The sequence below is a fragment of the Bradyrhizobium sp. SZCCHNS30572 genome (assembly GCF_032484415.1).
Taxonomy (GTDB): domain Bacteria; phylum Pseudomonadota; class Alphaproteobacteria; order Rhizobiales; family Xanthobacteraceae; genus Bradyrhizobium.
This window is the reverse complement of the sequence record NZ_JAUESY010000003.1, coordinates 151718-174261: the sequence shown is the minus strand read 5'-3', so window position 1 is coordinate 174261 and position 22544 is coordinate 151718. Positions and strand designations below refer to the sequence as shown.

Sequence of the window (22544 nt, the reverse complement as noted above, 5' to 3'; positions counted from 1 at the left end):
TCCCACTCCCCGGCAGAAGCAGCGGAGCCTGCCAAGACGGAATGTTAAGACGCCTTGAGTCTGGGCTTGCCGACTTCGACCGCCCCAGCCGTCTTGAACTTGCCACCCCTGATGCGCGGAAAACCTCCAAATTCCAAAAGTTGGGGTCGAGCGCCCATTTTCCCTCCTGAAACAGCGGCTTCAGCGCAGACGGCAGCCATCAGTCCCTTCTTGTGATTGACCCGACTTTAGCCGCCACAAAACGCTAGTCAATTCCTTTTTCGAATTGACATTCGATCCAATCGAGCGCCCGGTCATTCTAATCCCTCCAAGCGATGGTCGACTGTCCGATCGACCGACATCCTCCGTGGAAGCCGCGGAAAATGATAGCCACCGCGCCTTAGCGCGAGGCCGGCCAAGCAGGCTTCAAAGCGATTTCGCTCTTTTCTGGTCCGACCATTAAGTTCTAAATTAGAACTGATAAGACGGACAGATGGAGAGACCAACATGAGCGTTGCGCAGTTCATTCGCAGTGAGGTGGAGTCCAACGAGATCGTCCTGTTCATGAAAGGTACGCCCTCGTCGCCGGCCTGTGGGTTCTCGGCGCAGGTAGTTCGCATCCTCGATCATCTGGGAGTTTCGTTCAAATCGCACAACATCTACGAGTCGGAGGAGTTGCGGCAGGGTGTCAAGGACTACTCGGACTGGCCGACCATTCCACAGCTGTATGTACGGGGCGAATTCGTGGGCGGCTGCGATATCGTGACGGAGATGTTCCGGTCTGGAGAGCTGCAAGCCATTCTCTCGGAGCCGCAGGAAGCGGTGCGATCATGAACCACGGGTGGGCTCTCTGTCGATGGCCTCCCCCGTCATCAGAGGGCGCCGATGTCGCGAAAACACATGAGCGTCCGCGCAATGTTTGGTCATTTGCAGTGTGATGTGCAGGGCCAAGCGCTATCGAGGATGGGGCAGCGCCTGGTGGCAGTCTCAGCACTCTTTCGTTGCATCAATAGCCGGTCGCTTCGCAGTCGGAATGAAACTCGACGCATCCGAGGAGACGAAAATTGACCATTGAGGATCATCCTACGGTAAAGGCCTTTCGGTCGCGCAGCCTAGCCCGGACCGGCGCGGCGCCGCTGTCGGCGGAGCTCGTCAAGAGGATCGCGATAAGCTGTGGAGCGGACGATGTCGGACTGGTCGAGATTGGTCGTCCGGCAATCAGTCCCCAAGTCGACTACATCCGAAAGGTCTATGGTCGCACGAAGTCCTTGATGGCGATCGCATGTCATATGAATCGCGAGCCGGTACGCTCTCCCACTCGTTCGGTGGCTAATGAGGAATTTCATGGAACCTATGACCATGTGAACGAGACTTCGCGCGCAATTGTCCGTGCCCTGGCGGAGCACGGCATCGCGGCCTGCAACTCGGTTGCCGCATTCCCCATGGAGATGGACCAGGCACGCATCATGATGGTGCAGCACAAGCCGGTCGCCGTCGAGGCCGGGCTGGGTCGCATGGGGATTCATCGCAACATCATCCACCCGAAATTTGGCAGCTTCATCCTGCTTGGAACGATCTTGCTGGCGGACGAGATCGATGCCTATGACCAGCCGATCGACTATAATCCTTGCTTGGAATGCCGACTATGTGTCGGAGCTTGCCCCGTCGGCGCGATAAAGCACGATGGGTACTTCGATTTTCAGACCTGCTTCACGCACAACTACCACGATTTTCTCGAAAACTTTACCAAATGGGTCGAAGAGGTTGCGGACTCGCGTGACGCAAAAGACTACAGGTCTCGCGTGAGCCCTTCCGAGACTCAGAGCATTTGGCAATCTCTCTCATTCAAGCCCGGATACAAGGCTGCATATTGCATATCGGTCTGCCCGGCTGGTGAGGATGTAATCGGGCCGTATCTTGATGACCGGCTGTCTTATGTGAATGATGTGGTCAAACCTCTGCTCGAGAAAGAAGAGACGCTGTTCGTGATTCCTGGATCGGACGCCGAGGAGAGTGCGCCACGACGGTTCCCGAATAAGACGATCCGGCATGTGCGCGCAGGACGTCCGATCGGAAGCGTTCAGGCGTACCTCTTTACACTGAGGCTCGGCTTCCATCGTGGAAAGGCAAAGAAGCTCGATCTGGTCACTCATTGGACCTTTACGGGAAAAACTCCGTTCCAAGGGACAGTGCGCATCAACGACAAGATTCTGGATGTAACGCCCGGAACCCATGCCGGCGACGCCCGGCTTTCGATCACGGCCGATAGCGAGGCATGGCTCCGAGTGCTTAGCCGCGATCTCGAGCTTGCGGAGGCGATCGAGTCGCGGCTCATCGTTCCAAGCGATGCAGATCTGTTCGCCGCCTATATGCGCTGCTTTCCATTCTAGGGCTTTCAGGTCCGGAGTTTTGAGCGAGGCAAAGCCGCTACGCCTGCAAGACACGGGTCGGATTCAGATCCTTCACTTCGCGGTGCTGCAGATGGTTTGGCGCCCCCCTCTCGAAGCGCCACGCCTCCTTTTCAATGACCTTCCTGAATGTGGTGGCCGGCCGGCCGAGCAGCTTCTCGACGTCCTGCGTTACCTCGGCAATATACCGATCACCGCCATTTTGCATGCACAGGTTTTCCAGATGCAACGCAGAATGCTCAGCGATATGAGGCATGAGCTTACGCATACGTTGCCGAAACTCTTCCATCGTCGTCGGCAGGTATTCGATCTTTCGACCGAGCGCCGCCGAGTAATCCTCGGCAAACCCGTACATGTCCTTTCGTTCCGGCCCCGTCAACTCGTAGGACTTCCCGGCGTGGCCGGCTGGGTCAGCTAACACCTCAATACAGACATCAGCGACGTCGGCCGTTGCCACCGGCGCGGTCTTTCCCAGGCCGAATGGCAGACGGATCGTATCGTCCTCCTTGATGGTCATGGCCGGCACCCACAGTGTGATTGGGTTCTCGACGAACATCGCCGCCTGGATATGGACGATCGGCAAGCCTGACCAGTCGAGGGCTCGCTCGCCCGCCCAATGCGCCCTTTGCTGGGGCGACCAATGGACGTCCACGCCCAGCACGGCGATACGCTCCGCGTCCGGAGCGGACATGGTCTCGAGCGTCATGTAACACTGCTCATAGTCCGACATGTTGACGAATATCTCGGTGCCTCCTTCCTTCTTGGTCGCCGCGGCCATTAAGATGGTGGCATCGGCGTAGGACGGGTTCAGGCTCATGCTGAAATAGATGCGCCGCACACCCTTGACGGCCTGCGTGACGTCACGCGGATTTAGGAGATCGCCCACGAACACCTCGGCTCCCATGTCGCGCAAACTCTGCGCCCGCTCGTCATTTTTCCGCACGAACGCACGGACGGGAAGGCCGCGCTGCAGCAGGCCGCGAACAATGGTTCGGCCAACCGAGCCGGTTTGTCCACCGGCGCTCGTCACCAGAATTGGCGCCTTGCTCTTCATGCTCGTATCCTCCCTGATCTCGATCGTTTACTTGGTCTGATTATCTGAAAGCCGGACGAAACAAGCTCAGCGTTCTTGTTGAGGTACGAGCGCGAGCGCATTTGCTGCATGAATGCCGGCCGCAAGTATCGCATCCGACATCGACGAGTCTTCGGCGGCACGAGCAAGCTGGAGAGAGCCGACGAGTACAGCGAAAATTCCGATTGCGGCCTCTTGCGCGGCGCGGCTGGACGTTTTCCGCGGCAATCGCCTCTTTAGCTGCTCGAATATTTCGCGCAATCGAGCTGTGTAGGCCTTTCGGACGGATCGAGGTTGGCGACCAATCTCTGGAAGCAGTGCAGCCGAGGCGCATCCAACGTCCGGCCGATCGCGATGCTCCGCCGACAGGTAAGACCGGATCAGCGTGCTCAGTTCCCCGGGGACAACGTCGGCTTCACTCAGTCGCCGCAACTGCTCGTCCAGCGCCCGCTCAAGCCCTTCCCGAACGAGATCGCTTTTCGAGCCGAAGTGAGAATAGAAGCCGCCATTCGTAAGGCCCGCCTCGGACATAATTCCCGTCATCCCAGTCGCCGCAATGCCTTGGCGCCGGAATTTCCTTGCGGCGACCTTCAGTATCCGTTCGTGCGAACTATCCTTGTGCCCCTTGGCATACCGCATGCAGGCCCTCCGAACGAACAGCCTATTGTATGATGTAAATCATGTGATATGTATATCTTAATCTAACCTAGAGTTCAACTGCGTCAACGGAGAGCTTCTGTGCGACAGGACGGAAAAGTGGCGATCGTGACCGGGGCTTCGACGGGAATCGGGCTGTCCTCCGCAAGAGCATTGCGCGAGGCGGGATTCCGGGTGTTCGGGACCAGCCGACGAGCTGCCGCGAGCGATCCTGAGATGCTAAGCTGCGATGTGACGGACGACGCCTCGGTGAAAGCGGCCGTCGACAAGGTACTGGCTGCGACCGGCAGGATCGATGTTCTGGTGAACAACGCAGGCTTCGGCTTGCTGGGCGGGGCCGAAGAATCCTCGGCCGATCAGGCCAAGGCCTTGTTCGACGTGAACGTCTTCGGAGTGATGCGCATGACAAATGCGGTCCTCCCGACCATGCGAGATCGAAAAGCCGGACGGATCATCAACATTAGTTCTGTCCTGGGATTGATACCTGCGCCGTTTTCCGCCCTCTATTCTTCTACGAAGCATGCCATCGAGGGTTACTCCGAATCTCTCGACCACGAAGTGCGGATCTTTGGCGTTCGCGTTTGCCTGCTTGAGCCGGCCTATACCCGCACCTCGTTTGAGCAGAACATGGTGCTTCCGGACCGGAACCTGAAGGAATATGTGTCGGCGCGAACCCGAGCCAGCGCGCTGCTACGCGATGTGATGAATACAGCCGAGAGTCCCGAGGTTGTTGCCGAGAAGGTGATTTTGGCCGCGACGACGCCATCACCTCGTCGGCGATACACCTGCGGAAGGGTTGCGCGCCAGGTGAGCATCCTGCGTCGTTTTGTGCCTGAAGGAATGTTCGACAAAAGCCTTCGCAAGCAGATGGGGCTGCCGGGGTGATCCCGTCGAAACAGTCGATCGCGAGCGATTTCCACGATCGCCGCGACAGGATGTTTGAACCTCCCGATCAACAACTTCGCGCGAACGCCTTGCAACCGTATTCCGGAGGCTAAATGCCGTCGCTGTTTGACCCCGTAACTATTGGCGATCTGCATCTGCCGAATCGGGTCATCATGGCCCCGTTGACCAGGCTACGCGCAGGCCAGAGCCGGATCCCCAATGCGATCATGGCGGAGTATTACGCGCAAAGGGCTTCGGCGGGTCTGATCATCACAGAAGGTGTTCCTGTTTCGCCTCGGGCAGTGGGCTATGCCGGCGTTCCCGGCATTTGGTCGGCAGACCACGTCGAGGGCTGGAAAGCCGTTACACGCGCGGTGAAGGCACGTGGGGGGCGGATTTTCATGCAGATCTGGCACGTCGGCCGGATCTCCGATCCAATATTCCTGGATGGTCAGGCGCCGGTCGGCCCCAGCCCCATCGCCGCGAAAGGCAACGTCAGCCTTGTCCGTCCGGAACGGGCTTTCAGCGTGCCGCGCCCGCTTACGACAGAAGAAGTCTTGGAGGTTGTCGAAGCATTTCGCAATGCTGCCAAGTTTGCCCAGATAGCTGGCTTCGATGGCGTGGAACTCCACGGCGCGAATGGGTATTTGCTGGACCAATTCCTCCAAGATAGCTCCAACCAAAGGACGGATCGGTACGGAGGCTCAATCGAAAGCCGCGCCAGGCTCTTGCTCGAGGCCACAGATGCTGCAGTGTCGGTATGGGGACCCGACCGGGTGGGAATGCATCTTGCGCCTCGGGCTGACGTGCATTCCATGGGCGACTCCGACCGTGCCTCGACGTTCGGATACGTGGCAGCTGAACTCGGACGGCGCGGCATCGCCTTCATCTGCGCTCGCGAGCGCTTGGGACCCGACAGCTTGGGACCGTCTCTCAAGGCCGCCTTCGGCGGAAAGTATATTGCAAATGAAGGTTTCACTGCGGAAACCGCCCAGGCGGTTCTCGATGCGGGTTGGGCCGATGCGGTTGCCTTCGGAAAGGCATTCATTGCCAATCCGGATCTGCCTAAGCGCTTGGCGCTCGGCGCGCCGCTCAATCAGCCCCGCCCCGAAACTTTCTACGGTCCGGATGCCCACGGTTATACCGACTATCCTACACTACCGAAATCTCCGGAGAACGTGGGGCGCGAAGATCCGGCGAAAACATAGGAGCGGGCCTCACCGAGCACCTCGGTGTGGAACAGAGGCGCCATCACGATCATTTTTTTGAACTAAGCTCCTGGCCGCGCGGTCGGACCGTCGAGCACCAAGTTCACCAATGATCTCTCGACCGGCCCCAAGAATATGGTCAGAAGCTGCTTTGCTGTTGACAGCACGGGCGAGCAGAATTGAACCTACCATGGTCGAGATGATGCCTGTGGCGATCTGGCGTGCCTCTTGAGAAGAACCGCCGGAATTTAGCTCAGCTAGGACGTCGACCATTTGATCCAGCTTACGCTCAAAGCTCCGGCGTGCCCGCGCTTCTGATCGCCCGATGTCGGCGGCGAGCGCCGGAAGCGCGCAACCGTGCGTGGGATCGTCACGGTGGCGAGGACTGAGGTAATCGGCAATGATCGCATCAACGCACGTCGGGACAGCGCTCCCATTCGTCAGCCGTTTCCAGCGCTCGATAGTCTGATCCATTGCAAAGCCAGTTGCTTCAGCAACGAGAGCCGCACGGGACGCGAAATAGTTATAGAAGCCGCCATGTGTCAGACCAACGAGCTGCATAAAATCGACAACGCTGAGTGCTTCGGCACCTTTCTTGCGCAGACCGTAGGAGGCATTCTCGACGATCCGGTTGCGGGTCTGACGCTTATGGTCTTTCACGTAACGCATCGTGCTTCATCCGATTCGCAGAAGATCTGTTGTGCGGCTCATTAGGCACCAAACGCCCCCGTGGCCAGCCGCTCCGAGTCCAGCCGACATCTAAGCATCGGCGCCGGCGTTTCAGTCCTGGATTTCGCGCCATTCTCCCCGCAACATTTCATTGCAAGATGAGCCAAGTTATATGATTATCGTCATACAAACAACACCGCTTGTCGGGGAGATTTCATCATGTCCGCAGCCACCGATCCCGTTGTCATTCTTTCGGCCGTACGCACGCCTTTGGGACGTTTCATGGGTGAGTTGTCGCCGCTCTCGGCACATAAGCTCGGCTCTCACGCGATCGCGGCAGCGCTGGAGCGTGCCAAGCTCGCGCCGGAGCGGATCGACGAGGTCTTCATGGGTAACGTGCTGCCGGCCGGCCAGGGTCAGGCGCCGGCCCGCCAGGCTGCGCGCGGCGCCAGGCTGCCTGATGCGACCGGGGCCACCACGATCAACAAGGTTTGCGGCTCCGGCATGAAGGCGACCATGCTCGGCCACGACATCATCAATGCGGGCTCTGCCGCCATCGTGCTGTCCGGTGGCATGGAGAGCATGAGCAACGCGCCATATCTGCTGGCAAAGGCGCGCGCCGGCTATCGGGCCGGCCACGACCGGATCATCGACCACATGTTGATGGACGGCCTGGAAGATGCCTATGAGACCGGCCGTTCGATGGGGGACTTCGGCGAGGCCACCGCCGAAGCCTATCAGTTCACCCGCAAGGACCAAGACGCCTATGCGATGGAGACGCTGATCCGAGCACGCGAGGCCGTGGAAAGCGGCGCGTTCAAGGCCGAGATCGCACCGATCACGCTGACCGAAAAAGCAGGGCCGCGCGTCATCGCCAATGACGAACATCCGCTGAAGGTCGACCCTGCCAAGATCCCAGGCTTGAAGGCGGCGTTCCGCGCCAACGGCACCATCACGCCTGCCGCCTCCTCGGCGAACGCAGACGGAGCCGCCGCCCTGATCCTGGCGAAGCGCTCGCTCGTCGATCGCGAGGGACTGCCGGCACTGGCGGAAATCAGGGGCCATGCCACCCATAGCCAAGAACCGCAATGGTTCACCACCGCGCCGATCCCGGCGATCCGCAAGCTCCTGGACAAGGTCGGCTGGAGCGTCGGCGACGTCGACCTGTTTGAAATCAACGAAGCCTTTGCGGTGGTGGCGATGGCCGCGCAGAAGGACCTCGGCATTCCCCGCGAAAAGCTCAACGTCCATGGTGGCGCCTGCGCGCTCGGCCACCCGATCGGCGCGACCGGCGCGCGATTGATCGTGACGCTGCTGCATGCGCTGGAAGCGCAGAACCTCAAACGCGGCGTCGCCGCACTCTGCATCGGCGGCGGTGAAGCCACTGCAATCGCCGTCCAGCGCATCGTTCGCTAGTCGAGGCCAGCTCGCAAAAAGCACTTGGCAAGCGGCCCACATGGTGTCGCTTGCCGATTTTCTATCGGGAAGTTCGCCCCCGGTCCACCTTCTGCAATCCCAATCATCGCTGGTCGAACTTGGCGAGCCGCCACCGAACAAGGTCGTCAGCTCCTGGTCCGGCCAACGGCCGGACATCCCTCATGCGCACCAATTCTCCCGACTTGTCATCGACAAGAGCGAGCTTAACCGGACGTCCGCTGTTCTTGTTGATGAATTTGAGCGGCGGACCCGCATCCCCCGTAATCGCCCACTTGTCCCCGACCTGGGCAAGCGCCTGGATCACCAGGATAATGTCCCTGCCCTTTCGGGTCAGAAGGTATTCGTAGCGTTCAGGGCCGGTCTGATACCGACGCCGCTCGAGCAGTTCATTTTCTTCGAGATGCTTGAGCCGATCGGACAGGGTGGCATGTGTGACGCCGGTCGACTTCCTCAACTCGTCATATCTGCTCAATCCCAGTGACAGATCGCGCAGGATGAGCATGGCCCAGCGGTCACCGACAGCGTTCAATACGCCGGCGATCGAGCACGCCATTCCTTCAAAGCCCTTCGAGCGCATCATCCCTCCTAACAACACTTCTCAGCAGAATAATCATGCTCGGGACGCCATCCAAGCGCCAAGCCGCGAACATCGACAAGAAATGTCTTGCATTTTTGTCACTCTTATTATTAGAGTGACTATTGGATAACAAAAACCGCGCGCCGATCCCAGGAGGATAAATGCCCGACCCTCACAGCCGGCACTTGGTGACATTCGAGATAAACGGATCGCGCAAGACGGTTTTCGTTGAAGCGCGAAAGTTGCTGGTCCATCTGATCCGGGAGGATCTTGGCCTCACCGGCACCCATGTCGGCTGCGACACCTCCCAATGCGGTGCCTGCACCGTCGAAATCGATGGACTGGCGGTCAAATCCTGCACGGTACTGGCCGTGACGGCGGACGGCGCGTCGATCACCACGGTCGAGGGATTGACCGATCCCGGTGGCGAACTCAGCGCTGTTCAGGCCGCCTTTCACGAACATCACGCGCTGCAATGCGGCTTCTGTACGCCGGGCATGGTGATGAGCGTACGGCAGCTCCTGAGGGATCATCCCAATCCCGGCGAGCACGACATCCGCCATGGACTTGCCGGCAATATCTGCCGCTGCACCGGCTATCACAACATTGTCCGCGCCGTTGAAAGCCTCGCAGCGAAGGAGCAGCAGCCTTGAACGACACGCCTGCGATCCGCCATATCGGTCGGCCCTTAAAGCGGCGCGAAGATTTCAAGCTGCTCGCTGGCAAGGGCCGCTACGTCGATGACGTCAGGCTGCCGGGCATGCTGCACATGGCGGTACTGCGATCGCCGCACGCCCACGCCGAGATTAGAAGCGTCGATCTCTCTGCAGCAAAAGCCGCACCAGGGGTTCGCTTGGTCCTTTCCGGGATGGCGCTCGCCGGCAAGATTGGCCCGATTGTTCCGAACTGGGTTCTTCCGGGCAGCAAGGTGCCGTTCCGCCCTGTAGTCGCGACCGACCGCGTCCGCTTTGTCGGCGAATGCGTCGCGCTGGTAGTGGCGGAAACGTTGGCCGAAGCCTACGACGCCGTCGGGCTGATCGACGTCGGTTACGAAGTGCTGCCTGCCGTGATCGACGAAGAGACCGCAATCCGGCAGGACGTGCCGCAACTTCATGACAACGTTCCCGGCAACGTCACTACGATCTACGAGGTGCGTGGCGGCGACTACCAGAAGGCCGCCCACGAGGCCGATCAGGTCATCGGACTGCGCGTCGTCAACAACCGCCTGATCCCGACCTGCATGGAAACGCGCGCGATCGTTGCCACGCCGGAGCCAGACGGGACGCTGACGGTCTATATTGGCAGCCAAGTTCCGCACATGCACCGGCGCTGGATCGCCGAGACGGTTCGTATTCCCGAGCATCAGTTGCGGGTGATCGCGCCTGATATCGGAGGTGGGTTTGGCGCCAAAATGCACCTCTACCCCGAAGACTTGCTCTGCCCCTATCTCGCACGCGAGCTCGGCGTGCCAGTCAAATGGTGGGAAAGCCGCTCCGAAAGCCATCAATCGACCAGCCACGGTCGCGCGCACACGGAAAATATCGAGATCGCGTTCAAAAACGACGGCAAGATCCTAGGCTTGAAAGTCGAGACCCTTGGTAATGTCGGCGCCTATCTATCGAACATGGCGAGCGGCGGTCCCACCGTGAACACCGTCAACTTCGGTACCGGAACCTATAAGATCGATAACTACGAGGCGATATCCCGAGTCGTTGTCACCAATACGGTGCCGGTGGATGCCTATCGCGGCTATGGACGACCAGAGGGCGCCTATATCGCCGAGCGGGCGATCGATGCGGTCGCGCGCCACCTTCATCTCGACCAGGTCGAGGTGCGGCGGAGGAATTTCGTTCAAGCAGCGGAATTTCCGTATCGACCGTATGGCAGCACGGGCGTGATGTACGACAGCGGCAATTATCAGGGACTGCTCGACAAGGCGCTTGCCGCCTTCGACTACGAAGGGCGCCGAAAGGAATGTGATGCCTTGCGTGCCAGCGGTGTCTATCGCGGCGTCGGCATCGCCGCCTATACGCATATGTGTGGCATGGCGCCGTCGCGGCGGCTGGCGCTCAGCGGATTTGATCGCGGCGGCTGGGAAAGTGCGCGGGTCAGCATCGATTCCAGCGGCCGGGCTACGATCTATTCAGGCTCGATGAGCCAGGGTCAGGGCCATATCACGTCGCTGTCGCAGATTGCCGCGGACGTGCTGCAGATTCCCGTTGAGGACATCGACATCGTGCAGGGGGACACGCGGCAAGTGCAGGCCGGCCACGGCACGTTCAATTCCCGCTCGATGGCGGTCGGCGGATCCAGTGTGCATGTGTGCTCGCAGCGCGTCGTGGCCAAAGCAAAGAAGATCGCGGCGAGCATGCTGGAAGTGGATGAGAAGGACGTTTCCTATTCCGCCGGTGCGTTCAGCGTGCCTGGCACGGATATCGCGCCGTTAACGTTCTCGAAGGTGGCCCGCATGGCTTATGTCGGCCACAAGCTGCCGGATGGCGTTACACCGGGCCTGGACGAAACGGAGTTTTACGACCCAACCGGTATGGGCTCGCCGTCAGGCGTCCACCTCACCTACGTCGAGGTCGATCCTGAGACTGGCATCGTCGACATTCTCGACTATGTCGCGGTTGACGACGTCGGCACCCTGATCAATCCACGTCTCGCGGCGGGCCAGATTCATGGTGGCGTCGTGCAGGGCATCGCGCAGGCGCTCTATGAAGAGGTCAGCTACGATCCAGACAGTGGACAACTCCTGACCGGCTCACTGCTCGACTATGCCGTTCCGCGCGCCGAGCACGTGCCGAACATCCGCTCGCAGTTCCAGGAGACGCCCTCGCCGACCAATCCGATTGGCGTCAAGGGCATCGGCGAGAGTGGCTCGATCGCGGCGCCCCCCTGCATGGTCCACGCCGTACTCGATGCGTTGTCACCGTTCGGTATCAAACATCTCGATATGCCGCTGACGCCGCCGCGAATCTGGAAGGCGGTACAAGAGGCGCGCTCGGGAGAACTCCAATGATCCCGGCAGCCTTCAACTATGTCCGCGCGGCTTCGCTCGCCCAGGCCATCGATCTGCTGCGGGAAGATCCCGACGGAACGAAGCTCCTGGCCGGTGGCCATACCTTGCTTCCGGCCCTGAAGCTGCGGCTGGCGTCGCCCGAACTTCTGATCGATATCGGAGGCATCACCGAGCTCAAGGGCATCGAGATCGGCAAAGCCGGAGTCAGGATCGGCGCGCTGACGCGGCACGCCGACCTGCTTGCATCAGAGACGCTGTTCGAGGAATTGCCCATCTTTCGCCAGGCGGCGAGTCTGATAGCCGATCCCCAGGTGCGCAACCGTGGCACGATCGGCGGCTCGCTTGCGAATGCCGATCCGGCGGCTGACTGGCCGGCGGTCGTCGTCGCGCTGAAGGCAGAGATCGAGATCGCCGGCGCGAACGGCCACAGACGGGTCGCGGCGCAGGATTTCTTTGTCGATATCTTTTCTACCGTGCTGGAACCGGACGAGGTTCTCACCAGCATTCATATCCCGCGGCCGACAACCGGCATGCGCTTCATATACCGAAAGATCCGGCATCCCGCGAGCGGCTTTGCTGTCGTGGGCATTGCGGTCGGCGTGCGCATGCGAGACGGCGTGGTGGCCGAGGTCTCCCTCGGCGTGACAGGCGCGGCGAACCACGCTTTCGCCGGCCAGGCCGCTGCCGATTTCCTGACCGGAAAGACGTTGTCGCGGGAGAATATCGACCAGGCGGCCACATTGCTGAGCGAGACCACCGAATGCCTCTCGGATCGCTACGCTTCGGCGGAGTATCGGGCGAATCTGATCCGGACCGAGACCAGACGCGCGCTACTTGCGCTTTCCTCGTGAGACGGAATCCGTGATGCGCCGAGTCGTCGTTACGGGATTGGGATTGGTATCGCCGGTGGGTTGCGGCAGCGAGCTGGCGTGGTCACGGCTGCTCGCGGCCCGTTCGGGGCTTGCCGCCCTTCCCGAGTGGGCGGCGGCCCTGCCGGCGCGGGTCGCAGGAATGGTGCCGACAAGGGCCAAAGATCAAGAGGGCGGATTCGATCCGGATCTGACCGTCGCGCCTAAGGATCAGCGAAGGATGGATCGCTTCATCCTGTTCGCGCTTGCCGCCGCGGCCGAGGCCATTGCCCAGGCGGAATGGACTCCGTCCGATGCGCATTCGCTCGAGCGCACGGCAACAGTGATCGCTTCCGGCATCGGAGGCTTTCCGGCGATCGTGGAAGCGGTCCGCACCACAGACCAGCGCGGGGTCCGGCGTCTCTCGCCTTTCACCGTGCCGTCCTTTCTCGCAAATCTCGCGGCTGGCCACATCTCGATCCGCTACGGCTTCAAGGGTCCCATCGGCGCGCCGGTCACCGCCTGCGCCGCGAGCGTGCAGGCAATCGGCGATGCCGCACGCCTGATCCGATCTGGAGAAGCCGACGCCGCGGTTTGCGGCGGTTCGGAAGCCTGCATCGATCTCGTGAGCCTGGGCGGGTTCGCCGCTGCGCGTGCGCTTTCGACCGGCTTCAATGAAACGCCCGCCCGCGCTTCCCGTCCCTTCGACCGTGATCGCGACGGCTTTGTCATGGGCGAAGGCGCGGGCGTCCTGGTCATAGAAGATCTGGAGCATGCGATCCGCCGCGGCGCAAAGCCGATTGCGGAAATCGTCGGCTACGGAACGACGGCAGATGCGTACCACATCACGTCAGGGCCCGAGGACGGCGACGGTGCGCGCCGCGCCATGGAAGGCGCATTGCGGCAGGCCGGCCTCAAACCCGGTGACGTCCAGCACCTCAACGCGCATTCCACGTCAACGCCAGTTGGCGATGTATCCGAACTGGAGGCGATCAAGGCGGTCTTCGGCCGCGAGGGGCAGATTGCCGTGAGTGCCACCAAATCCGCAACTGGCCATCTGCTCGGAGCGGCCGGCGGAGCGGAAGCAATCTTCACGATTCTGGCACTGCGCGATCAGGTCGCGCCACCTACTCTCAATCTCGAAACTTGCGATGCCGCCGCGGCAGGTGTCGACCTTGTCGCCGGTCAGGCCCGGCCCATGACGATGGAGCATGCGATCTCCAACGGTTTCGGCTTTGGAGGCGTCAACGCGAGCATCATCTTTCGGCGCTGGCAGTAGCGGGGTTCAGCTCCGGTAAAAGCGGAGCGGGCCACGGCTGCTGCGTTCTCCCGGCCGCCTTAGCCACATCTTGGCAAGCCGCTACTTCCGCTTTCGTCTTTGGGCGCTTGCCCTCACACCAGCCGAGGCTTCCGCAGAAGCCGTGCCACCAAATCGCTTGCGATTGAAGGGAACGGCGCCCGAGCCCGGCACCACTTCGACGTCCTCGAGCCGCAGAGGCTTGCCGCTGGACGTCCGCAGTACGGGAAATTCAATCGGGCGCCCAGCGACACGATCGCGGAAGACGACCTGCGGTCCCTCAGGCTCTGCGAGCCAATCATCGCCCCACTTCTTGAGAGCCAGGTAGGCCGGAAAGAAAGCGCGCCCCTTCTCGGTCAGCACGTACTCGTATCGTCCGGAATGTTCGGGCAGCGGCACGCGCGTCATCACACCAGCATCGACGAACTTCTTCAAGCGATTGCTCAAGATATTGGGAGCAATGCCAATGTAGTGTTCGAACTCATCGAACCGCTTCACGCCATAATAGGCTTCACGGAGAATCAGGATGGACCAGCGGTCGCCGACCACCTCCATGGCGCGGGCCATGGAGCATTCCTTATTGGCAAGACGGCTCTGCTTCGCACCGGACATCGTTTTCCTAAGCTTCGAATTCCGCTCATACCATATTGAGCCGAATCCCAGTATGTCCAGTGCCAGCTAGGGGGTTGCAAACCTTCGCAGCCGAATGGTTCTCTCGTATCTCAGGCCGCACGGCCCGACTCGGCCGGCGGCTTGACGCCAATCTCGGGCTCCAGAGCGCGGGGATGCGTGACCAGCACACCCGCTTCGCTCAAGCGTCTCAGTTCCTCCTGGCTCACGCCCAGTTCGCTGAACACCTCGAAATTGTGCTCTCCCTGGAACGCAGGTGCTCCGATCGGCTTCAACTCCTCCGCCGAGAACCGCCACGGCCGACCTGGCAGTCGATATTCGCCGCCGCTGCGGTCCGGCACGTGCTGCACTGCGCCCCAATAATCGCTCCATTCCGACGCGCTTAGTTCCTTGATCGAGCGGATCTCGCCCATCGCGATCTTGGCTTCGTCGAATTGGGCATCGAGCGTCGCCATGTCGGGGAAGGTCAAGATCCACGACTGGATGATCTGGTGCAGCACACCGAAATTCAAGCGACGCGCGGCCGCGCTCGCAAAGCGCGGGTCGTCCATCAAATCCACGCGACGCATCGCGCGCAGCCAGGATGGGAAGGTCCGGCTGCCGATAATGCTCGTCGCAACCGTGAAATGCTCTCCATTAGGTCCGGTAAAGAATGAGCAGTCCGTCGCGCCGAGCACGGCGGGCTCGGCTCCAATATCATCGTCGGAAAGATCGACATGTGCACGTTCGTTGACCGCGAGCAGTGTCGCAGCCATCGCGACATCGATATATTGGCCCTGACCTGTCCTTTGGCGGCTATTCAGCGCGCCAAGAATCGCGATGGTGGCCTGCAGGCCGGCGTAGACGTCCGCGTGCGAGAGGCTGTCCGTGCGCGGTTCAGTCAACGCCTCTCCATAGTGACGAATGCTGTTTTCGGTGAAGCCGGCCTCGGCCTGCACGGTCGGCGCATAGGCCATCCGGCTGCGCCAGGGTCCGCCCTGGCCATAGCCAGTGATCGAGGCATATACCAATCGCGGATTACGCTTGGACAGGGTTTCATAATCAAGGCCGAAGAAACCAAGCGTGCCCGCGCGGAAGTTTTCCACGACGACATCGGCGGTATCGCAGAGCTTCAGTGCGAGTTCATAAGCACCGGGAACATTGAGATTGATGCTGACGTTGCGTTTACCGGCGTTCTGCTGCGCGTAATAGCCCGACATCCCGTCGGTTGAGGGAAAGGCGAAGCGTGAGACGTCCGGGCTTGGCGGCTCCACCTTGATGACCTCGGCACCGAGATCCTGCAAGGTTCGCGCGCATAAGGGGCCTGCCAACACACGGGAGAAGTCGACGACACGGATTCCGTTGAGAGGACCGCCCATGTCAGCGCCCCGCGAACTTGGCGAGACCCGGGCCGTTCTTGCGGAATGACGCAAGACCGGTTTTCAGATCTTCCGATGCCCAGATCGGCGCCTGCACTCTTGCCATCGCCTCGTCTGCCGCCACCACACCGTCGTTGACCGCAATATGCACTAGCTCCTTGGTCGCCGCGTGCGCTACCGTCGGCCCCTGCGCGAACTCCTCCGCGATAGACATCGTCGCCTTTTCCAAGGATTCCTCGGGCACGGTAAGATTAATCAGGCCCCACTTCTCCAATGTCGGCGCATCGTAGCGCCGTGCCAACATCGACATCTCTTTGGCTCGCTGTGCCCCGATCCGCTGAACTTGCCGCTGGATTCCGCCAAGTAGCGGATGCAACCCAAGCGTCGCCTCGACCGAGCCGATCTTTGCTGACGAAGCTGCGATGACATAGTCGCATGACAGCGCGAGCTCGAGCCCGCCGCCGAGGCAAACGCCATGAACGCTGGCGATCAACGGAATCGGCAATAATTCCATGAAGCGGAGGAACTCGACCCCGCTCAGCAGCCGATTTTCACCGCTCTGATCAGATGTGCCCTCCGCTACGCGCTTGTCAAAGATGTCCAGGTCGGCGCCGGCAGAAAAGTGGCGCAATCCGCTCCGGATCACGATGGCACGGCTACCCGCCTTTCGCGATGCTTCCACCTGCTCCACGATAGCGTTGATGAGCTTCGGGCCGAGCAGATTGTACGGCCGGTAAACCATCGTCAAAACGGAGATATTGCCACGCTCCTCGCGCGCAACCATCGCTTCCTCGGACAAAGTTGCCTCCTGTTTTCCGACCCCGCACCTGCAGATGCACACTCCGGCCCTTGCAGGCACAATACATGATGACTTGCGTTTTGCAAGTCGTCATCGATATCAACCAGTCCGGCGTTCCACGCGGTTCTTCAGGATGCCGATCTTCTCGACTTCGAGCTCAATGCTCTCTCCATGCTCGAGGTACCAGCCGAGTTCGAGGCCGCAGCCATTGCCAACCGTGTCGGACTCGATGAACTCGCCGGGCATCAACGTCTCATCCAGGGTGACGTGTGCAATGATTTCCTCGAACGAGAAAAGCACGCCTTCGCTGGTACCTTGAGAACTAAGTTCTCAGTTCACGCGAGCTTCCATCCTGAGTTTGTAGGAGTCGTCAATTTCGTCAGGCGTGACGATCCAGGGTCCCCAACACATTGCCCCCAACAACGCTTTTACCCTTGGCCGGCCCGAGCCGGCCTGCCATCTCTATGAGCTGGGCATCTCTCGCGGAAAAATCATTGAAAATCGTGTAGCCAAATATGTGATCGCGCGCCTTCGCAGCCATGTTCGCGCCTTTACGCTTAGTGACGAATCCGAACGCCAGCCCGTAGTCCATCACCTTCCTGCACCGGGAGGCGGAGCATAGGCCACGGCTTGCAATTGCACGTCATGACGCTGAGAAATTTCAGGTGGCCACGGGCCCGCCTCCCATGAATGACGCACCGGCCTGACGGCGATCACCACCTTTCCTGGGAGGTACGGACATCAACTTCAAATGACCATGCTCGCGGTGATTTCCGGTAGAGGAACGCAAATGCGTCGACTATGCCCTCGATACTGACCAGGCTGTTCTCCCGCTGGGCTGCGTCGGGTATGCGCTTGAAGATCTTGTCACCGGCGATGGCTCCGTCGACAACGACGTGCCCTACATGGATCCCTTCGCTGGCATATTCCTTTGCCATGGCCTGCGCGAGAATCCGCAGGCCAGCTTTCGCCGAATTGAACGCGCCATACCCCGCTTTTCCGCGCAGCGAAGCACTGGCGCCGGTAAACAAAAGCGTGCCGGCCTTGTTCGGCAGCATGCGGCGAACGGCCTCGCGGCCAAACAGGAACCCACCGAAGCAGACGACACGCCAGCTTTGCTCGAAGTACCCCGCTTCCATCTCCAGAATACGTCCGGGTGTGTTGTTGCCCGCATTATAGATCGCCAGATCGAGTTCATCGCCGGCTCTGTCGAACATTGCTACTACATCGGCTTCGTTCGTCGCATCCGCCACTATCGGGAGAGCCTGTCCGCCCGATGAGGTAATGTCATTTGCGATCGTCTCGAGCGCGAGTTTCGTACGGCCGGCGACTATCACCCTCAAACCTTCAGCGGCGAATCTCTTGCACAACTGGGCCCCCAGTCCCCGCTCTGGGCCCACTCCGATGACAATTGCTGTCTTCATGGAATGCCTCGAAAATCAGGCGCGCGCTTCTCGATGAACGCCTTTACGGCTTCAGCATGCTGTGCAGTCTCCGCCGCCATGACCATGTTTTTGGCTTCATGGTCCAGCGATGTCACAAAATCTGTCGACAGCGCCAGATCGAGATTGTCTTTGATCGCTGCATACGCATGGGCCGGACCATTCGCGAGTGTTCTTGCGATGACAAACGCTTCGCTTAGCAGATCTGCATCGGGTACTACGCGGTTGACAAGGCCCAACGCCTCGCAGCGGCGGGCATCGATCCGTTCTGACAAATACATCAGCTCTCGCGCGCGCGCCGTTCCGGCCAACCGGGTCAGCAGCCAGGAAATTCCGTAGTCTCCGGTCAATGCAATCTTGGCATAACCAGTAGTCATTAAGGCAGATTCGGAGGCAATCCGGATATCGCAAGCAAGCGCGATGGCAAGGCCGGCGCCGGCGGCCGGCCCCGGAAGCGCCGCGATCGTTGGCTTGCGGACAGAAACAAGCGCCCCGGTCAGCGTCCGCTGCCCTTCCAGCAGGCGTACGACCTTGTCTCCATAGGCCATGGGCCTCGTGGACGACTTTGTGCCCATACCCTTGACATCACCGCCGGAGCAAAACGCGGTGCCGGCGCCGGTGATCAGCAGAGCGCCGACATCAGGATCGCTGCCAGTTTGCCTGATCATCCGGCGCAGCGCCGGCGTCAAGTGGTCCGATAGTGAATTCCGCGCTTCGGGCCGGTTCAGCGTGATAATGGCAACGCGATCTCGGACCGAACAGAGTAGTTCGTTCGTTCCAGTGTCGATCGAAATTGATCCATCGGTCATGATACGCAGCCTCCCGGCCCAGGACCATCAGCAATCCGCCACCTCGTTAGCGGACGTCTGTCGCCTCAAGCCCCCTTTCGGACGGAATTTTCGTCGGCGTCGAGGAAGCCGGTTAGTCGCTGACGGATGATCGCATCCGCATCGGTCATGATGCGATCGATCAGTTCCTTCACCGTTGGAATGTCATGGATGAGGCCGACGACCATGCCGCAGCTCCAGGCCCCGGCATCCATGTCGCCATCGATCATGACCCTGGGGTAGACGCCCGCGACCTGGTCGAGGATGTCGTCGATCTTCAGGCTCTTGCCCTTTTCACGCTCGATCTCTAGCAGGCGATCGACGCCCTTGTTCTTCAACACACGCTCGGTGTTGCGCAAGTTGCGCATTACAAGGCGGGTGTCGAGTTCGGTAGCTTCCAACAGCGCGTTCTTGACGTTGTCGTGCACCGGCGCTTCCTTGGTAGCGATGAAACGCGTGCCCATATTGATGCCTGCCGCGCCCATCGCCAGCGCCGCGACTAGGCTGCGGGCATCCGCCATGCCGCCCGACGCCACGAATGGGATCGACAGCTCATCGGCGGCGCGCGGCAACAGGATCATGTTGGGCATGTCGTCTTCGCCGGGATGACCGCCGCATTCGAAACCGTCGACGCTGACGGCGTCGCACCCGATTTCCTGGGCTTTGAGCGAATGCCGGACGGACGTGCACTTGTGGATCACCTTGATGCCGGCCGCCTTGAGCGCTGGCATGTATTGCTCGGGACTGCGGCCCGCGGTCTCGACGGCCCTGACGCCGCCTTCGGCGATGGCTTGAATGTATTCGGGATAGGGTGGCGCCGAAAAGGTCGGCAGGAAGGTGAGGTTTACGCCGAACGGCTTGTCCGTCATATCGCGGCAGCGCGCGATCTCCTTGGCCAACAGCTCCGGCGTCTTCTGCGTCAAGCCGGTGATGATGCCAAGGCCGCCGGCGTTGGACACCGCTGCAGCCAGTTCGGCAAAGCCGACATAATGCATGCCGCCCTGAATAATCGGATGCTGGATGCCAAATAGTTCAGTGATAGCTGTCTTCACGTAAGCCTCCAGTTTCCGATCAGTGCACGATCTCGAAAAGCCCGGCCGCGCCCATGCCGCCGCCGATGCACATCGTCACCACGCCGAATTTCGCTTTGCGGCGCCGGCCCTCGATCAGGATATGGCCGGCCAGTCGCGAGCCCGTCATGCCATAGGGGTGGCCGATGGCGATCGCCCCACCATTGACGTTCAATTTGTCCGGATCAATGCCCAGCTTGTCGCGGCAGTAGATCACCTGAACCGCATAGGCCTCGTTCAGCTCCCACAGATCGATATCGTCGATTCGCAAGCCGTGCCGTTTCAGCAAGCGAGGGATCGCGGCCACCGGCCCGACCCCCATCTCGTCGGGCTCGACACCCGCGGCGACGAAGCCGCGGAAAATGCCAAGCGGTTGGATTCCCTTCTTTGCAGCAATCTTGTCGCTCATGATTACGCAAGCCGACGCGCCATCGGAGAGCTGGCTGGCATTGCCGGCGCTGATGGTCTTGCCTTCGAACACCGGCTTGATTTTGGCCAAGCCCTCGGCCGTGGTCTCCGGGCGCGGACCTTCGTCTTTTGCCAGGGTAACCTCCTGGTAGGAGATCTCCTTGGTGTCCTTGTCGACGACAGCCATTTTCGTCGTGATCGGAACGATCTCGTCACTGAAGCGCCCACCCTGCAGCGCGGCTCCGACGCGACGCTGGCAGTCGAGCGAATATTCATCCTGGCGGTCGCGCCCGATCTTGTAGCGCTCGGCGACCACTTCGGCGGTCTCCAGCATCGACATGTACATTTCCGGCTTCATCGCCATCAAATCGGCGTCGACAGCGTGAAACTTGTTCATATACTCGTTCTGGACGAGGCTGATGGATTCGATGCCGCCTCCGATGGCGACATCGACGCCGTCAAGCATGATCGAGCGCGCGGCGACCGCGATGGCCTGCAAGCCGGATGCGCATTGCCGATCAATGGTCGTGCCGGCAACCGTCACCGGCAATCCGGCACGGATCGCGCCTTTGCGGGCGACGTTCATAACCATGGTGCCCTGCTGCATCGCGCAACCCATCACGATGTCCTCGACTTCGCCGGGCTCGATCTTGGCGCGCCTGACGGCTTCCGCGATCACATGGCCCGCCATGGTCGGTCCGTCGGTGTTGTTCAGCGCCCCGCGATAGGCCTTCCCGACCCCGGTGCGCGCGGTCGATACGATGACTGCTTCTGTCATATTTTGCCTCTGTTTTATGCGGCCGCATCGGTCTGCGCATAGCGCAGAACATGGAATGCGGGATCGCCGTACTGGATGTTGATGGAAGAAATCCGCTTGAAGTAGTGGCCGACATTGAGCTCGTCGCTCATGCCCATGCCGCCATGCAGTTGCACGGCCTGATCGGCCACGAATCTAGCGGCGTAGCCGACCTTTGCCTTGGCTCCCGACGCCAGTCTCGATAGGCCCGATTCGTTCGCCGCCAGACCTAAGTTGAGATGCTGCATCAGGGACACCGCTTCCTGATGCGCGATGAACATGTCTACCATCCGATGCTGCAAAACCTGGAAGGTGCCGAGCGCCACGCCGAACTGCTTTCGCGTCTTGGTGTATTCCAGCGTCGCCGAGTTCAATTCGGCCATCGCGCCGACGGCCTCGGCACACAGCGCGCCAATGACGCGTTCGGAAATCGCTTCTAGCGCGGCGGCGCCCCCTCCTTCTTCGCCTAGCAAGCTATCGTTGCCGACGCGCACGTCCTTGAGGCTGACCTCGGCCGCTCGGCGGCCGTCGATCGTCTTGAAGCCTTGCAGGTGAAGATTGGCGGCGCGACGATCAACGATGAACAGACTGACGCCTTCCGAGTCGAGACGGTGGCCCGAGGTGCGTGCTGAGACGATCAGGTAATCCGCCCAGGGGGCCGCGATCGCGACCGCCTTTTCGCCGTTCAGGACATAGTCACTACCTTCGCGGCGCGCCGTTGTTGTGACGTCAGCGAAATCGTAGCGCGAGCCCTTTTCTGCCCAGGCCAGCGCCCAGATTGATTTCCCGGAGATGATGTTGGGAATGAACTGATCCCTCTGTGCAGGCGAGGCTTCACTCTCGATCAGGCCGCCGGCCAGAACGACCGTCTCCAAAAATGGCTCGACCACGAGGTGACGGCCGAATTCCCTCATCACGATCATGGTCGCCAGGGGACCACCGCCGAGGCCGCCCGCATCCTCCGAAAAAGGTGCGGCAAGCAGGCCGAGTTCGGCGAACGAGGCCCAGTGCTTGCGACTGAAGCCTTCTTCGCTGGCTACGATCTTGCGACGCGCTTCAAAGTCGTATCGATCCCGCAGAAGCCGCTGCACGCTGGACCGCAATAGTTCCTGCTCTTCCGTGAACTGAATATCCATCCGATCCCCCGTACTCCGC

At 60.6% G+C, this 22544-nt stretch carries 21 protein-coding genes and 1 pseudogene; 9 read left to right on the top strand and 13 right to left on the bottom strand.

Features of this window, described 5'->3' with window-relative positions; all coding sequences use genetic code 11:
- The first annotated feature begins 486 nt into the window (after nucleotides 1-486).
- Together grxD and QX048_RS09070 are read left to right on the top strand one after the other, a co-directional pair.
- On the top strand, nucleotides 487-813 hold the full coding sequence (gene grxD, locus QX048_RS09075) for a Grx4 family monothiol glutaredoxin (protein ID WP_316191990.1): 327 nt from the start codon (nucleotides 487-489) through the stop codon (nucleotides 811-813).
- Nucleotides 814-1043: 230 nt separating this feature from the next.
- Entirely contained in the window at nucleotides 1044-2369 is a 1326-nt protein-coding gene (locus QX048_RS09070; protein ID WP_316191991.1) for a 4Fe-4S binding protein, read from the top strand.
- 37 nt (nucleotides 2370-2406) lie between these two features.
- On the opposite strand, the gene QX048_RS09065 is transcribed toward QX048_RS09070, so the two are convergent.
- Both QX048_RS09065 and QX048_RS09060 read right to left on the bottom strand, forming a co-directional pair.
- Nucleotides 2407-3441 (bottom strand): NAD(P)H-binding protein, encoded by a 1035-nt coding sequence (locus tag QX048_RS09065; RefSeq protein ID WP_315827693.1) that lies wholly within the window; start codon nucleotides 3439-3441, stop codon nucleotides 2407-2409.
- 66 nt (nucleotides 3442-3507) lie between these two features.
- Complete coding sequence (locus QX048_RS09060; RefSeq protein ID WP_315714219.1) at nucleotides 3508-4098, bottom strand: TetR/AcrR family transcriptional regulator; 591 nt, start codon at nucleotides 4096-4098, stop codon at nucleotides 3508-3510.
- Between the two features lie 117 nt (nucleotides 4099-4215).
- Here QX048_RS09060 and QX048_RS09055 point away from each other — a divergent pair, with 117 nt between their 5' ends.
- Nucleotides 4216-5001 carry an oxidoreductase gene (locus QX048_RS09055; RefSeq protein ID WP_315827692.1) on the top strand — a complete coding sequence of 262 codons (786 nt, stop codon included), beginning with the start codon at nucleotides 4216-4218 and terminating at the stop codon, nucleotides 4999-5001.
- Between the two features lie 113 nt (nucleotides 5002-5114).
- Nucleotides 5115-6209 (top strand): alkene reductase, encoded by a 1095-nt coding sequence (locus QX048_RS09050; RefSeq protein WP_316159484.1) that lies wholly within the window; start codon nucleotides 5115-5117, stop codon nucleotides 6207-6209.
- Nucleotides 6210-6218: 9 nt separating this feature from the next.
- On the opposite strand, the gene QX048_RS09045 is transcribed toward QX048_RS09050, so the two are convergent.
- The gene (locus QX048_RS09045) at nucleotides 6219-6878 is read right to left on the bottom strand and encodes a TetR/AcrR family transcriptional regulator (protein WP_315827690.1); all 660 of its coding nucleotides are present in this window, start codon (nucleotides 6876-6878) and stop codon (nucleotides 6219-6221) included.
- Nucleotides 6879-7097: 219 nt separating this feature from the next.
- Between QX048_RS09045 and QX048_RS09040 the strand changes: the two genes are divergently transcribed.
- The gene (locus tag QX048_RS09040) at nucleotides 7098-8294 is read left to right on the top strand and encodes an acetyl-CoA C-acyltransferase (protein WP_315827689.1); all 1197 of its coding nucleotides are present in this window, start codon (nucleotides 7098-7100) and stop codon (nucleotides 8292-8294) included.
- A 103-nt stretch (nucleotides 8295-8397) separates the two neighbouring features.
- On the opposite strand, the gene QX048_RS09035 is transcribed toward QX048_RS09040, so the two are convergent.
- Nucleotides 8398-8892, bottom strand: a complete 495-nt coding sequence (locus QX048_RS09035; RefSeq protein ID WP_315714214.1) for a helix-turn-helix domain-containing protein — start codon at nucleotides 8890-8892, stop codon at nucleotides 8398-8400.
- A gap of 161 nt (nucleotides 8893-9053) precedes the next feature.
- Here QX048_RS09035 and QX048_RS09030 point away from each other — a divergent pair, with 161 nt between their 5' ends.
- From QX048_RS09030 to fabF, 4 genes are read left to right on the top strand one after another with little or no spacing between them, the layout of a single operon-like run.
- Nucleotides 9054-9545, top strand: a complete 492-nt coding sequence (locus QX048_RS09030; RefSeq protein WP_315714213.1) for a (2Fe-2S)-binding protein — start codon at nucleotides 9054-9056, stop codon at nucleotides 9543-9545.
- Nucleotides 9542-11914 carry a xanthine dehydrogenase family protein molybdopterin-binding subunit gene (locus tag QX048_RS09025; protein WP_315827688.1) on the top strand — a complete coding sequence of 791 codons (2373 nt, stop codon included), beginning with the start codon at nucleotides 9542-9544 and terminating at the stop codon, nucleotides 11912-11914. Before QX048_RS09030 ends, QX048_RS09025 begins: the two co-directional genes overlap by 4 nt.
- Nucleotides 11911-12765: a xanthine dehydrogenase family protein subunit M gene (locus tag QX048_RS09020; protein WP_315827687.1), complete on the top strand. Its 855-nt coding sequence runs from the start codon at nucleotides 11911-11913 to the stop codon at nucleotides 12763-12765. The genes QX048_RS09025 and QX048_RS09020 overlap by 4 nt, the downstream gene beginning before the upstream one ends.
- A gap of 13 nt (nucleotides 12766-12778) precedes the next feature.
- The gene (fabF, locus tag QX048_RS09015; RefSeq protein WP_316172578.1) at nucleotides 12779-14041 is read left to right on the top strand and encodes a beta-ketoacyl-ACP synthase II; all 1263 of its coding nucleotides are present in this window, start codon (nucleotides 12779-12781) and stop codon (nucleotides 14039-14041) included.
- A gap of 81 nt (nucleotides 14042-14122) precedes the next feature.
- Here fabF and QX048_RS09010 read toward each other — a convergent pair whose 3' ends face one another.
- The 9 genes and pseudogenes from QX048_RS09010 to QX048_RS08965 all read right to left on the bottom strand — a co-directional run bounded on the left by QX048_RS09010 (nucleotide 14123) and on the right by QX048_RS08965 (nucleotide 22525).
- On the bottom strand, nucleotides 14123-14671 hold the full coding sequence (locus tag QX048_RS09010) for a helix-turn-helix domain-containing protein (RefSeq protein WP_315768661.1): 549 nt from the start codon (nucleotides 14669-14671) through the stop codon (nucleotides 14123-14125).
- A 110-nt stretch (nucleotides 14672-14781) separates the two neighbouring features.
- On the bottom strand, nucleotides 14782-16047 hold the full coding sequence (locus QX048_RS09005; RefSeq protein ID WP_315750119.1) for a CoA transferase: 1266 nt from the start codon (nucleotides 16045-16047) through the stop codon (nucleotides 14782-14784).
- A 1-nt stretch (nucleotide 16048) separates the two neighbouring features.
- A complete protein-coding gene (locus QX048_RS09000; RefSeq protein ID WP_315714207.1) occupies nucleotides 16049-16846 on the bottom strand; it encodes an enoyl-CoA hydratase/isomerase family protein in 798 nt (265 codons plus the stop codon).
- A 99-nt stretch (nucleotides 16847-16945) separates the two neighbouring features.
- Nucleotides 16946-17453 (bottom strand): annotated as a pseudogene (locus QX048_RS35235) (fumarylacetoacetate hydrolase family protein); the annotation flags it as partial.
- Nucleotides 17454-17559: 106 nt separating this feature from the next.
- On the bottom strand, nucleotides 17560-18270 hold the full coding sequence (locus tag QX048_RS08985; RefSeq protein WP_315827683.1) for an SDR family NAD(P)-dependent oxidoreductase: 711 nt from the start codon (nucleotides 18268-18270) through the stop codon (nucleotides 17560-17562).
- Nucleotides 18267-19097, bottom strand: coding sequence for an enoyl-CoA hydratase-related protein (locus QX048_RS08980; protein ID WP_315827682.1), 831 nt, complete (start codon nucleotides 19095-19097; stop codon nucleotides 18267-18269). The genes QX048_RS08985 and QX048_RS08980 overlap by 4 nt, the downstream gene beginning before the upstream one ends.
- Before the next feature lie 65 nt (nucleotides 19098-19162).
- On the bottom strand, nucleotides 19163-20167 hold the full coding sequence (locus QX048_RS08975) for a nitronate monooxygenase family protein (RefSeq protein WP_315827681.1): 1005 nt from the start codon (nucleotides 20165-20167) through the stop codon (nucleotides 19163-19165).
- A gap of 19 nt (nucleotides 20168-20186) precedes the next feature.
- On the bottom strand, nucleotides 20187-21371 hold the full coding sequence (locus tag QX048_RS08970; protein WP_316169283.1) for an acetyl-CoA C-acyltransferase: 1185 nt from the start codon (nucleotides 21369-21371) through the stop codon (nucleotides 20187-20189).
- A gap of 14 nt (nucleotides 21372-21385) precedes the next feature.
- The gene (locus tag QX048_RS08965; RefSeq protein ID WP_316169284.1) at nucleotides 21386-22525 is read right to left on the bottom strand and encodes an acyl-CoA dehydrogenase family protein; all 1140 of its coding nucleotides are present in this window, start codon (nucleotides 22523-22525) and stop codon (nucleotides 21386-21388) included.
- Nucleotides 22526-22544: the final 19 nt, after the last annotated feature.

Coding starts and splice junctions, on each gene's coding strand:
- QX048_RS09040 (WP_315827689.1), top strand. CDS start 7,098: ATGTCCGCAGCCACCGATCCCGTTGTCATTCTTTCGGCCGTACGCACG.
- QX048_RS08985 (WP_315827683.1), bottom strand. CDS start 18,270: ATGAAGACAGCAATTGTCATCGGAGTGGGCCCAGAGCGGGGACTGGGG.
- QX048_RS09035 (WP_315714214.1), bottom strand. CDS start 8,892: ATGCGCTCGAAGGGCTTTGAAGGAATGGCGTGCTCGATCGCCGGCGTA.
- QX048_RS08980 (WP_315827682.1), bottom strand. CDS start 19,097: ATGACCGATGGATCAATTTCGATCGACACTGGAACGAACGAACTACTC.
- QX048_RS09005 (WP_315750119.1), bottom strand. CDS start 16,047: ATGGGCGGTCCTCTCAACGGAATCCGTGTCGTCGACTTCTCCCGTGTG.
- QX048_RS09060 (WP_315714219.1), bottom strand. CDS start 4,098: ATGCGGTATGCCAAGGGGCACAAGGATAGTTCGCACGAACGGATACTG.
- QX048_RS09030 (WP_315714213.1), top strand. CDS start 9,054: ATGCCCGACCCTCACAGCCGGCACTTGGTGACATTCGAGATAAACGGA.
- fabF (WP_316172578.1), top strand. CDS start 12,779: ATGCGCCGAGTCGTCGTTACGGGATTGGGATTGGTATCGCCGGTGGGT.
- QX048_RS08970 (WP_316169283.1), bottom strand. CDS start 21,371: ATGACAGAAGCAGTCATCGTATCGACCGCGCGCACCGGGGTCGGGAAG.
- QX048_RS09050 (WP_316159484.1), top strand. CDS start 5,115: ATGCCGTCGCTGTTTGACCCCGTAACTATTGGCGATCTGCATCTGCCG.
- grxD (WP_316191990.1), top strand. CDS start 487: ATGAGCGTTGCGCAGTTCATTCGCAGTGAGGTGGAGTCCAACGAGATC.
- QX048_RS09045 (WP_315827690.1), bottom strand. CDS start 6,878: ATGCGTTACGTGAAAGACCATAAGCGTCAGACCCGCAACCGGATCGTC.
- QX048_RS09020 (WP_315827687.1), top strand. CDS start 11,911: ATGATCCCGGCAGCCTTCAACTATGTCCGCGCGGCTTCGCTCGCCCAG.
- QX048_RS08965 (WP_316169284.1), bottom strand. CDS start 22,525: ATGGATATTCAGTTCACGGAAGAGCAGGAACTATTGCGGTCCAGCGTG.
- QX048_RS09065 (WP_315827693.1), bottom strand. CDS start 3,441: ATGAAGAGCAAGGCGCCAATTCTGGTGACGAGCGCCGGTGGACAAACC.
- QX048_RS09010 (WP_315768661.1), bottom strand. CDS start 14,671: ATGTCCGGTGCGAAGCAGAGCCGTCTTGCCAATAAGGAATGCTCCATG.